This window comes from Streptococcus sanguinis, from assembly GCA_013378335.1.
Lineage (GTDB): Bacteria > Bacillota > Bacilli > Lactobacillales > Streptococcaceae > Streptococcus > Streptococcus sanguinis_I.
Map to the genome: position 1 here is coordinate 1226824 of CP040556.1, position 12347 is coordinate 1239170.

9 protein-coding genes and 2 pseudogenes are annotated in these 12347 nt (G+C 41.2%); all 11 read right to left on the reverse strand.

Annotated features, from left to right (window positions below; genetic code table 11):
• Window positions 1–152: 152 nt before the first annotated feature.
• Window positions 153–1854, reverse strand: a pseudogene (locus FFV08_06520) (sensor histidine kinase).
• Window positions 1851–2585, reverse strand: a complete 735-nt coding sequence (locus FFV08_06525; GenBank protein QLB52303.1) for a response regulator — start codon at window positions 2583–2585, stop codon at window positions 1851–1853. Before FFV08_06525 ends, FFV08_06520 begins: the two are co-directional and overlap by 4 nt.
• A gap of 59 nt (window positions 2586–2644) precedes the next feature.
• Window positions 2645–3754, reverse strand: a complete 1110-nt coding sequence (msrB, locus tag FFV08_06530; GenBank protein QLB52304.1) for a peptide-methionine (R)-S-oxide reductase MsrB — start codon at window positions 3752–3754, stop codon at window positions 2645–2647.
• 15 nt (window positions 3755–3769) lie between these two features.
• Window positions 3770–4333, reverse strand: a complete 564-nt coding sequence (locus FFV08_06535; protein ID QLB52305.1) for a redoxin domain-containing protein — start codon at window positions 4331–4333, stop codon at window positions 3770–3772.
• A 70-nt stretch (window positions 4334–4403) separates the two neighbouring features.
• Window positions 4404–4724, reverse strand: a complete 321-nt coding sequence (locus FFV08_06540; GenBank protein ID QLB52306.1) for a hypothetical protein — start codon at window positions 4722–4724, stop codon at window positions 4404–4406.
• A 27-nt stretch (window positions 4725–4751) separates the two neighbouring features.
• Window positions 4752–5461, reverse strand: a pseudogene (locus FFV08_06545) (cytochrome c biogenesis protein CcdA).
• Between the two features lie 142 nt (window positions 5462–5603).
• Window positions 5604–6638 (reverse strand): HAMP domain-containing histidine kinase, encoded by a 1035-nt coding sequence (locus tag FFV08_06550; GenBank protein QLB52307.1) that lies wholly within the window; start codon window positions 6636–6638, stop codon window positions 5604–5606.
• 8 nt (window positions 6639–6646) lie between these two features.
• Entirely contained in the window at window positions 6647–7333 is a 687-nt protein-coding gene (locus FFV08_06555) for a response regulator transcription factor (GenBank protein QLB52308.1), read from the reverse strand.
• Between the two features lie 80 nt (window positions 7334–7413).
• Complete coding sequence (locus FFV08_06560) at window positions 7414–9051, reverse strand: YSIRK-type signal peptide-containing protein (protein ID QLB52309.1); 1638 nt, start codon at window positions 9049–9051, stop codon at window positions 7414–7416.
• 379 nt (window positions 9052–9430) lie between these two features.
• Window positions 9431–10825: an IS1182 family transposase gene (locus tag FFV08_06565; protein QLB52310.1), complete on the reverse strand. Its 1395-nt coding sequence runs from the start codon at window positions 10823–10825 to the stop codon at window positions 9431–9433.
• Between the two features lie 127 nt (window positions 10826–10952).
• The gene (gene brnQ / locus FFV08_06570) at window positions 10953–12281 is read right to left on the reverse strand and encodes a branched-chain amino acid transport system II carrier protein (GenBank protein ID QLB52311.1); all 1329 of its coding nucleotides are present in this window, start codon (window positions 12279–12281) and stop codon (window positions 10953–10955) included.
• Between the last annotated feature and the right edge of the window lie 66 nt (window positions 12282–12347).

Here is a 12347-nt window from a genome sequence, read left to right on the forward strand (position 1 = left end):
TTCACAAATCCGCTACGGTAATTTTCATGCAAACTCATGAGACTAGAAAAGAGAAAATTTTGCTTTATGAACAGCAAAACCAGTGCATTTTTTCAAACAGTAAAAAGCCGGAGGAAATCCTACCGGCTTGAATATTTTAAAACTTAATAGACCTAATCATCTGTAACTAGCGGCAAATAAAGACTAATCTGGGTAAATTTATCTGGTTCGGACTGGATTTCCATATGGTAGTCGTCTCCGAACTGCAATCTTAAACGTTGATCGACATTTTTCAGACCGACACCACCTAAACGAAGGAGGGTCGCATCCATAGAGGCGTTGACATCAAAGCCTCGGCCGTTATCATAGATAGATAATGTCAGCCTTCCCTCTTCTGCTGCCGATGTCACACGAATCATGCCCTGTCTGTCAATTTCCTTGATGCCATGATAGATAGCATTTTCAACCAAAGGCTGAAGTACCAGCTTGGGCAGTTTATAATCAGCTATAGATTCATCCTCTTCAATCTCATATTGGAGCTTGTCACCATAGCGCTGCTTCTGGATAAAGAGATACTGACGAACGTGATCAATCTCATCTCTAAGAGAAATCTGTTCGTGCCCTTGATTAAGCGCCAAACGGAAATACTGAGCGAGTGATTTTGTTACCTCAACAACACGCTTGCTGTCATTAAACTCAGCCATCCAGACAATCGTATCTAAGGTGTTATAAAGGAAATGGGGGTTGATTTGAGCTGAGAGAGCTCGGAGCTCATAGCGTCGGACATTTTGTTCTTCAGTCTTGACAGCTTCCATCAGCTGTTCAATCTGATCCAGCATTTTATTGAACTGCTGAGCCAAGTCAACCAACTCTGGAGAACCCTTTGCTTCCGCTCGCAGATTTGAATCACCTGCCCCAATCTTTAGAATGACAGCCTGTAGATTCTGCAGAGGTTTAATCCACAAACGTAGAACAAACCAAATACCAGTCAAGCACAGCATGAGTGCTAAAACGCCCATTCCCACAAAAGAATAAAGCATCTGTGACTGAAGCATCTGCAATTGCTCTAATGAGGCGACGCCAATTAAAGTCCAGTCGCTGTCCGCGATATCAATCTGGTAGACAAAAGCCTGTCTCTGGTCTGCGTAACCCTCCTTGACCGAGATATAGGGCTGCATAGCTTTCATTTCCTGACTGGATGAATAAACACTTTTCTTAGGATGATAGACAAATTCATGCTGGCTATTAACAATAAAACTAAATCCTTTCTTCCCTAGCTGAAGCCGATCCAGATAGGCTTTGAGACTGTTATAGCCGATATCCAAACGTACAACACCGAGATTCTGCCCTGCTTCATCCACTACTTCCTGAGTGACGGAAACAACCCACTTCTCCTTCTCAGATGACAGGGACTCTTTGCGAGCAGGAGTCAAGACAGGCATGGCTTTGGTATGAACAGCTTCCTGATACCATTTTTCATTCATCATATCAGAAGATGTCTGCATGCTGATTTGAGTATCTGTCGATACCACGCGCCCGTCCTTGGTAACCAATACTGCCGACACTAAATCCGGATCTGTCTCAATGATGGTTTTCATCAAAGACTGAACTGACGTTTCGCTGCTTTCTTGATTCTGAGCAAACTTCCGAATCGTTTCTTCCTTGCTTAGTGCGGAGGTGGTTTGCTTTAATTTCTGCAAATAGGAAGCAATGAACTGCCCGCTTTGCTCCATACTATTGCGAGTCGTCCGCTCTGTCAGCTGCCGAATAGTCCCCGAGCTAGTCTGATAGTAAAGACTCCAACACCCCCAAGAGTAAAAGAACCAGCAGAAAAATATAGACAATCAACTGGATAAGAAGCGGATACCGTTTCATTTCTCCTCTCCTTTTTTAAACTGCCGGGGTGTCAGCCCAACCACCTGCTTGAAGCGCTGAGAAAAATAGTTCATATCGTCAAAACCTACCTGCTCTGCTATTTCATAAATCTTCAAATCTGTAGTTAAGAGTAAGAGTTTTGCTTTTTTCATCCGCTCTTGGATCAGATAATCCTGAAAGGGCAAGCCTAATTCTTTTTTGATAAGAACGCTAAGATAGGACGGACTAAACCCTAATTGGAAAGCCAAACTTTTCAGACTTAATTCTGAATCAGCTAGACGCTCGTGAATAGCCTCTTCCAACTCAGAGCGTTGCCCCTGATCAACCAAGTTTTGAATCTGGGCTTTTTTACGTTCTTTATCGAGCTTGGTCCGCAGCTTGGCCAACATTTCCTCAACATCATCCTTGGAAAAGGGCTTTAGCAGATAGTCATCTGCACCTAGCTTAATGGCCGTCCGAGCATAGTCAAAATCATCATATCCCGTCAGAAAAACGATATGGCACTTAGGAGCCTGGTCTCTGACTAGCTTGGCCAGTTCGAGACCGTTCATCTGTGGCATATTGATATCGGTCAGCAAAATGTCAGCAGGATTTTTCTGAAATTTCTGCCAAGCTTCTATTCCATTTTCAGCCTGGGCAATGACTTGCATACCAAACTGTTCATAGTTTACCAAGGACGCAATCCCCTGTCTTACCAGATACTCATCCTCTACAATCATAATTGAATACACAAGATTCAACTCCTTATTTATACTGGATTTATTATAGCAAATTTTCAATCAAAATGCTCTTAAACATAATCCAAAAGATAACCGTAGCCCTTCTCCTCCATCTCAGCTTTTGGAATGAACTTAATTGACAGACTATTGATACAATAGCGCAAACCTCCCTTGTCCTTAGGTCCGTCTGTGAAAACATGCCCCAGATGGGAATTTCCAACCCGACTGCGAACTTCCGTTCGAGTCATATTGAAACTCTTATCTTCTTTATAAGTCGCAACATCTGGACTAATAGGACGGGTGAAACTGGGCCAACCGCAGCCTGAGTCAAACTTATCCTTTGATGAAAAGAGAGGTTCTCCTGTCACCACATCCACATAGATACCAGCATCGAACTTATCCCAATATCGATTAGAAAAAGCTCGCTCTGTGTCATTCTTTTGTGTGACAGCGTATTCTTCTGGCGAGAGCTTAGCCTTAATCTCTTCATCGCTAGGCTTAGGATAGCGACTAGCTTCGATAACTGGGTAAGCAGCTTGATTGACATCAATATGGCAATATCCATTAGGATTCTTTTTTAGGTAATCCTGATGATAATCTTCTGCCTTGATAAAGTTTTTCAGAGGTTCTTTTTCAACAGCTAAAGGCTTATCATATTTCTTAGCAACCTCATCAAAGACCTGATTAATAGTATCAAGATCAGCTTCGTCCGTATAATAAACGCCTGTCCGATACTGGGTACCCTGATCATTTCCCTGCTTGTTTTTAGAAGTTGGATCAATGATGCGGAAATAGTGAAGCAGAATTTCTTTTAGCGAAATTTTCTTGGCATTGTAAGTGATGTGAACCGTCTCAGCGTGACCAGTTTGGGAGACCAATTCATACTTGGTCATGTCGCCCTTACCATTTGCATAGCCTGATACTGCATCAAGTACACCTGGCACGCGAGAAAAGTATTCTTCTACCCCCCAGAAACAGCCACCGGCAAGATAAATCTCCCGCTTGTCCTCTTCCTTGACATCTTCTTGCTTTTGTTGGGATACAGCTTCTGTCTTACTCATAGAGGCTTTCTTAATCTGTTCAGGAGATGATTGCTTACCATTTCCCGCAATCACATAGACCAGTCCAAAGCAGACAAGCAAGCCAAGCATAACCAGAAGAATTTTCCATTTTCCTTCCATGTTTATTGCTCCTTTCTACTTGATTTCCTTTAGTGTTTTCTCAATATCTTCCTTGCTCATGTAGCCAATATGTGTCTTGGCAAGAGAACCATCGCTGCCAATAAAAAGAGCAGATGGATAAGAGCGAATACCGTATTCTTTCAGCAATTCTCCCTTGGTGTCCATGAGAACTGGGAAGTCTTTATAATCCAAAGATTTGTACCATTCCTTGAAATCATCTGCAGACTTTTCTCCATTAAAAGTCGGAGACACCACTGACAGGACAACATAATCTTTTCCTGACTGCTCCTTAGCCAAATCATTGGTATCTCCAAGAGTGGATAGACAGATAGAGCACCAAGAAGCCCAAAACTTTAGATATACTTTCTTGCCTTTGAAATCAGACAGCTTGTAGGTCTTGCCGTCTACTCCTTGAAGACTAAAGTCCTTGGCCATCTTGGTAGATTGCTCAGAATCAGCTTTTGTTTGCATATTGCTTTTATCACTTTTAGAAACTTCCGAGTTCATCTTCTGATTTGAACAGGCTCCCAAAAAGCCGACACAAAGCAGACTGACAGTCAATATCGATATCTTCTTCATCGTTTTCTTTCCTTTCAAAATAAGGAGAAAGCCGACAAAACTGACGACTTTCTTTCCTATGGTGGAATTCTTATTTGTCAGATGACATTTCGGATGAATCTTTCATTTCATCCTTCATGCTTGAATCGCTTGATTTCATATCATCTTTCATGTCAGACTTACTGTCGGACATCATAGAAGAGTCCTTCATATCATCCTTTTTCATTTTATCATCAGACATGCTAGAGTCTTTCATATCCTCTTTCTTCATGTCGTCTTTTTTCATATCATCCTTCTTCATCATGCTGCTGTCATCCATTTTCTTCATATCAGAATCGGATTTTTGATTAGAGCAGGCAGCTAGGACAAAGATACTAAGTGCAGCGATTGTAAGTGTAGTGATTTTTTTCATGATGTTTCTCCTTTAATTATATAATTTTTATCCAAATAATGATGCTAAAACGTTTAGATTTCCAAGCATTAGCAAAATTCCCATGAGAATAATGAGTGCACCGCCGATTTTCTTAAGCGTTCCCATATAAGGTTTGAGTTTCGCAAAGCGCTGTAATACCCAGCCAGAAGCCAAAGCCATGGCTAGAAAAGGAAGGGCTAATCCAAGTGTATAAACCAACATAAGCAAGCCTCCCTGAAGAGCGCCGTTGCCTCCTGAAGCTGCAATTGCTAAAACAGAACTCAGAACAGGTCCCACACAGGGCGTCCAACCAAAGCTAAAGGTGATACCCAAGAGAAAAGCGTTAAGAAAATCACTTCTTTTACTGTTCTTTTTAAGTTGGATGCTCTTTTGCTTTTGCAGTTGCTGGATATTAATGATTCCCATCTGGTGGATTCCCAGTAGAATGACAATACCGCCCAGAACATAGCGAAACCAAGGGCATAGAGGACTTGCCCCAAAGCACCAGCTCCATAACCTAAAACCAAGAATACAGTTGATAAGCCAGCTATAAAGCTGAGCGTCTTAACTAGACCGTACCAAGAAAAATCCCTTCCCATAAACCGAACCGTTTTCGGCTGATCCGAATCCAGCAGAATCCCCACATAGACCGGCATAAGCGGTAAAATACAGGGCGAGAAAAAAGATAGAATTCCCGCCAGAAAAACTGAAATAAAGAACAAAAAACTTGTTGCCATTTCAAAAACCTCTCTATCAATTTCTGAATCTAGTATAAAATAAAAATCCCCTTAAAAATAGAGAGAAAGATTTGAAAAAACTTGAATTTGATGTTATCTTTCCCATATCAAGATTTAAAAGCTCATACAATTTACTATGGATTTATTTCAAGTTTAAACGAAATGTAAATGTGCTTCCTAGTCCATATTGACTTTCAACTGTAATTTCTCCACCTAACTGATGAGTCAGTTCTTGAGCAATGGCAAGTCCTAAACCATGGCCACCCGTCTTCATATTCCGAGAGGTTTCCACACGGTAAAGGCGTTTAAAAATCTTATCCAGCTCCTCAGGAGCGATGCCCTGTCCTTCATCCTTCACACTGATTGTCAAGTACTGCTCTGTTAATTGCGCCACAACCTCGACTTTGGTCCCAGGATCCGAGTATTTAAAGGCATTGTTCAGTAAGTTGACTAAGATACGGGAAAGCTTGTCACAATGGCTCTTTATTTTCGCAGATTCAGGAGATACTTGAATGTAAATGTCTCGCTCTTCTCGTTCTATCAATAGTTGAAATTCACTCATGGCCTCAATCAATAACTGGTCTAAAAAGATGATTTCGACTTCGTTATCTGAATCTGCTCGAGGTTGAGCATTAAGAGTCAGAACATCCAACTCCTCTACTAGTTTATTCAAACGTTCTGTCTGACGACCAATGGTCGTTAAATAATGAACCTGCTCCTCTTCCTTGATAACTCCATCTATAATTCCCTCTACAGTCGCTTGTATAGAAGTAATGGGTGTTTTAATATCATGAGAAAGCTGGGCAATCATCATCCTCTTTTCCTGCTCACTATCATCAAGGGATGCAAAGGTTTCTTGTAAATTATGAGACATATCATTAAAAGCTTGACCTAACTCCTGAAATTCAATAGGTCCCTTGGCTTCAATCTCTGTCCCAAAATCCTTACCGGCTATATCCTGGGCTTGTTTTTTTAGATGTCGCAGGGAAGAAAAGACTGGCGATAATAGAAAGAGACTAACTGCTGCTCCAATAAAGCTAGCAACCAAAGTCACTCCCACCAAGAAATAAATCTCACTTTGCGCGATTAACATCCGCTGCACTGCCCAAAATACAACTAAGATTGTTAATAGGGTAGAAATCAGATACCCCACTAGGATGTAACTTTTTAACTTCATTTTCCACCTCATGGTCTTTCCATCTTATACCCTAGCCCCCAGACCGTTTTGATGGCAGGAGTGTTCCCTCTAGCATGCTTGGTCAATTCTTGTCTGAGTGCATGGATATGAACATTGAGTGTGTTGGTATCATCTACATAGTCTTCCTGCCACACCTTCTCATAAAGTTCTGTCTTTGAGAACACTCTCTCAGGATTACTGGCTAATATCCAGAGGAGTTCAAAGGATTTCACTGTTAATTCTAGAAATTGATCTCCAATACGAACCTCATGAGTCACATGATTCATCACTAAATCACCGAGCTCAATTTGTTCTGTCTCTCCCCTACGCTGAAGACGACGCAAGATGTTATTGACTCTTAAAACTAACTCTCGAGGGCTAAAGGGCTTTGCAAGAAAATCATCTGCTCCCAAGCTCAAACCATAAATCCTGTCCTGCTCGCTGGTCTTAGCGGTTGTAAAAAGAAAAGGTTGATCAGGAGCTAAATACTGAACCTCACTGATAAAATCATAACCATCCATATTTGGCATCATGATATCTGTGATGATTAGATCAACGGATTTTTTTCTGAAAAGTTCTAAACCTTCAAATCCATCATGAGCGACTAAAACTTGGTAACCAGCCTGCAATAGATAACGTTTTTGGATATCTAGGATATCCATCTCATCATCAACAAGTAAAATTGTCTTTCCCATTTGACACTCTCCTGATAAAAACAGTGTTATACTGGCTTTAGTATAACACTATTTTTACTAATTTTTAAATGATTTGAATCTTAATCTTCATGTTTAGATTTCAAACCTAGAAATCCAAGAAGACCTGCCAAGGTTAGTCCAAAGAAACTAATGGTAGCTGTGGCTGTTTGAGCTTCACCAGTTTTTGGTAGCGTAGATTTATCAAACTTTTTCGCTGTATCAGCCATTGAGCTAGAAGTTGGATGATCAACCTTCATATCTGACATATGTTGCTCTTCTATCGCCATATCCTTAACTTTACCAATAGAATCTGTTACAGAAGGCTTCGTATTCATCTGACCTTGTTGAGAAGGTGTTGTCGCCACTTCTTTTCCACGAAGCTGAATCGTTACTTGACGAGTTGCGATAAGATTTGTCAAATCTGGTTTGCCATCTTTGGCACCATAGACTTTGACAGTAGCTTGGTAAGCTTGAGTGCCATTAGCACGAAGTTGGTCGAGAAGGGCTTGACCTTCTTTGCCTGTCGTGTTGCCATTCAAATCCACTTCATAGAAGTATTGACCTTTGGCCAAGCCTTCAAGTGGTAAGAGGGCTGGGTTATTCGCTGTGCCATTATCGGACCATGGTGCCTTGTCAGAAGATTTGAGCAAGAGACGCGTCAACATACCGTCACCACCGAAAGCTTCATACGGAATGACTTGGTTAACTCCGGCCAAGAATGGACCTGGAACATTTGCTTTTTCAAGATAACTGGCTGGAACATCAATGCTATTTTTGATGTTGTTAGCAACAGAGTCTTTAACTGCGTCTTTTGAAACAGAGCCGTTCAACTTCACTGTTACATTTTTTGTCGTGATAAGATTTGTCAAGTCCGGTTTGCCATCTTTGGCACCATAGACTTTGACAGTAGCTTGGTAAGCTTGAGTGCCATTAGCACGAAGTTGGTCGAGAAGGGCTTGACCTTCTTTGCCTGTCGTGTTGCCATTCAAATCCACTTCATAGAAGTATTGACCTTTGGCCAAGCCTTCAAGTGGTAAGAGGGCTGGGTTATTCGCTGTGCCATTGTCGGACCATGGCGCCTTGTCAGAAGATTTGAGCAAGAGACGCGTCAACATACCATCACCACCGAAAGCTTCATACGGAATGACTTGGTTAACTCCGGCCAAGAATGGACCTGGAACATTCGCTTTTTCAAGATAGCTGGCTGGAACATCTACTGTGTCCTTCGTATTCTCAGAAACTCCTTTTTTAACTTCCTCTGGAGTTGTTACTGATTGAGGAGTAGGAGCTTCACGATCTTGGCTACCAACTGTCGCAGGAGCTACCTCTGGTTTGCTTTGTTCTTCTGCTGGATAATTGACCTTTGGTGTATCCTGTTCTTCTTTCGGTTTTGCAACGTCATCTTTAGAATCAGTACTAGTCTTCTCTGAGGAATTAGTTTCATCGACCGCTTCCTTTGAACTTGGAATCGTCTGATTTTCTGGAAGAGCCGTATCCACAGCTTCTTTAAGAACATTTTCTGGTAACTCACTTTTTTCTGTTACCGATGAAGGATTTGGTACAACTTGTGCTGGTGTTAAATTGACTTCATCTGCATGTACAGAGCTTGGCTGACCGACTAGGACAAAAAAACCACTGGCAACTGCAACAGAAGCTACACCAACGCTTAAGCGACGAATTGACCAACGAGTATATTTTTGATTTGAATTGAATCTCATAGGATCCTCCTTAGATTTTTTATGACTCTAGTATAAAATCATAAAATTAAAAAGGAATAAGAAAAAGTTAAAATTTTTCTTAAATCTTTCTTATAAAATACTTATATTTTTTTACCACACATCAAAAAATAGCAGAATGAGCTTCTACGCTATATATTCACTAGCTATTCTCCAAGAATATAATCTGGAACTAAAAGACGGTATATACCTTAACAAAGGTTAACAGAAGCTACCAAATTGCTTTGTTTCTGTACTTAATTATAAATCATGTTCTACCGTTGACACTCAACAAAAAAATCCATCACTATCGTGATGAATTCAGACCGTAGACAAACATTCCAAATAGTGTTTGTCTTTTTCTGTTTGTCAGGCTAAAATTTCATCTTTTGATTTCATCTTTTGATAGCATAATGGTCATTTGAACAAAATAAAAAGGCTTCCCCACCCTCATTTTTACTAGTTTTTTGAGATTCAAACACGCCAAAGTAAGCCCAACCTTATCTTCCATCTTGGACTTGCCTTTCTCTCTTGTATAACGGAGGTTGTGGTATTCTTTAGCTGTCCCAAAGAGCCGCTCAATGGTTTCTTTGCGCTTCTTATAGAGCTCCTTCATCCCTCTTTGGTGTCGAATCTCTTCACAACATTCAAGCGCATCTTTCCATACATGTCTTGTGATGACTTTCTGCTGATTCTGGCTCTGGGTACAAACAGATAATAGGGGACAGGCGACACATACTGTTGAATCACTCTTATACTCACGGTAGCCTGCTCGGGTCGTCGTGCGATAGGTTAACACTTGGTTCTCTGGACAGAGGTAACAGTCATAATAGGAATCATAAACAAAATCATTGGGCCTTAAGTTCCCTTTTACACCCTTGGGGCGGGTATAAGGGAAGACAGGGGTAATCTCTCTGTCTAACAAAAATTTTGCAATACTTGGGGTTTTATAACCTGCATCTGCGATGAGATAGGTTGGATGAAAAGGCTCAATCTTGGCAAAAAGGGCAGGGAAAGCCTGACTATCATGAACATTTCCTGCTTCAACCGTATAAGCCAAGGCCCAACCATGCTTATCACACGCTACTTGGGCAGAATAGGCAAAGACTTCCTTGTGTTCCCCCTTGTGGAACCAACCACTCTCAGGATCTGTCCTTGAGATTTTCTTTTCCTTAGCCTCGCTTTCTTTTGCGGGCTTTAAGGGCTTTTTTTCGTGTTTTCTCCTATCTAAATCAATCTCAACTTCCAATTGCTCACTCATAAATGTAGCTTGTTGGGCAACCATTTCCTTATGATACTTGTGGCTGTTGGCTGCCGCTTTAATATGGGTTCCATCCACAAATATCTCAGAAGGATCAATCAAACCAGCACATAAAGCTTGATGGAGTACGTGTGAAAATATCTCAGTAATCAGTGCTTTATCTTGAAAACGACGGCTGTAATTCTTTCCATATGTGGTAAAATGAGGCACCTTGTCATCCAAGCTTAGTCCAAGAAACCAACGATAAGCTACGTTTACTTCTATGTCTTTAATGGTTTGGCGCATGGAGCGAATGCCATAAAAACATTGAATCAAAGGAATTTTGACCAACATGACGGGATCTAGACTGGGACGACCCTGATCTGGGCTATAGGTTTCTTCAACCAAGTCATAGATAAAGTCAAAATCAACCTCCGCTTCCAATTGGCGAAGAAAGTGATCTTCTGGGACCAATTCGTCTATCGTATAGAAGCCATATTGGCAGCGATTATAATCAGATTTTTCTTTGTGAAACATAGGGAGCACCTCACAACTGTTCTTACCTCTATTATACGACTTTACAAAAAGAAAAGCCCTTAGAAACTTCTGTTCTTAGGACTTTGTCTTCAATCTGAATCCATCACTATCGTGATGAATTAAGTTTTTATGCTTCAATTTCAAAAACTTCACTCTTCTGTTTGTTTGGCAAAAAGAGAGAAAGTAGGATTCCAACTAGAGCTGGCACCAACCAAGGCAAAGAAGCCTGAGCAAACGGAAGGGCATTTACCATATCACTTACCTTTGTAATATGGAACTGCTGCCCAAGAATACCCGCAAAGGAAATCAGAGTCACTGCTGCTACCGTCAATTGCATACCGACTTTGGACAGTGGCAAGAATTTATTGACAATGACAATCAGCACGATAACAATGGTAATTGGATAGAGAATTTGCAAGACTGGAACAGAATATTGAATAATGGCATTGAGGCCAAGATTAGCAATCGCAAACCCAATCAAAGTAAAGACAGTTGCGTAAACTTTATAAGATAGCTTAGGGAAAGTTTTATGGAAGAATTCCCCAGTCGATACAATAAGTCCTGCTGTTGTCGTAAAGCAAGTCACAGTAACCATAGCTGCAAGGAAAATCTGAGCTGTAGGTCCAAAGATAGCCTGTGTCGCCTGCGATAGGACATAAACACCTGGATTGCCTTTGGCAATAATCTCAGCTGGAACTGGGAAATGATTGCCCAGAAACGCCAAACCGATATACATGGCGCTAAAGCCAAACGCTACCATCAAACCAACAACCCAGATAGTTGAAACATATTCCTTTTTATTCTTGAAACCTAGCTGGTTAAGAGTTGTTACTGCGATTACACTGAAGGCCACGGAAGCCAAGGCATCCAAAGTATTATAACCTTCCAAGAACCCTTGCCCAAAAGCTGACGCAGAATAAGCTTGTGAAGCCTGCTGAGGAGCAGTTGAACCGTATTTCAAAGCCCCTAGAATGACTAAGATGATGATCAAAACTGCAAAAACAGGCGTCAGAATACGTCCAATCCGATCCAAAATCTTAGATGGATTCAAAGAAATCAGATAAGCCGCCACAAAGTAAAGGGTCGTGAAAACAATCGATCCTATACCAGTCATGTTTTTAGACAGCATAGGAGCGATACCAACTTCATAAGCTACTGTCGCTGTCCGCGGAATAGCAAAAAAGGGCCCGATTGACAGATACAAGGCTACAAGATAGATAATAGCAAACCAAGGCGCAATCTTCTGAGAAATCTCGTGGATATAGCCCTTAGGATTGAGCGTTCCGATAATCAAAGTCAGAACAGCAAGCCCAACCCCGGACAGGACAAATCCTGCAATAGCCGGCCAAAAATGCTGGCCTGATAATGTTCCAAGCGAAGGTGGGAAAATTAAGTTCCCAGCACCGAAAAATATTCCAAATAAGAGCAAGCCTGTCAAGGCACCTTTTTTAATCACAGGAATCTCCTTTAAATTTTTTCATGCTTTATCATTATATACGGAAGAAGCCCGCTCTGCAAGACT

Coding starts and splice junctions, on each gene's coding strand:
- msrB (QLB52304.1), bottom strand. CDS start 3,754: ATGGAAGGAAAATGGAAAATTCTTCTGGTTATGCTTGGCTTGCTTGTC.
- FFV08_06535 (QLB52305.1), bottom strand. CDS start 4,333: ATGAAGAAGATATCGATATTGACTGTCAGTCTGCTTTGTGTCGGCTTT.
- FFV08_06540 (QLB52306.1), bottom strand. CDS start 4,724: ATGAAAAAAATCACTACACTTACAATCGCTGCACTTAGTATCTTTGTC.
- FFV08_06550 (QLB52307.1), bottom strand. CDS start 6,638: ATGAAGTTAAAAAGTTACATCCTAGTGGGGTATCTGATTTCTACCCTA.
- FFV08_06555 (QLB52308.1), bottom strand. CDS start 7,333: ATGGGAAAGACAATTTTACTTGTTGATGATGAGATGGATATCCTAGAT.
- FFV08_06560 (QLB52309.1), bottom strand. CDS start 9,051: ATGAGATTCAATTCAAATCAAAAATATACTCGTTGGTCAATTCGTCGC.
- FFV08_06565 (QLB52310.1), bottom strand. CDS start 10,825: ATGTTTCACAAAGAAAAATCTGATTATAATCGCTGCCAATATGGCTTC.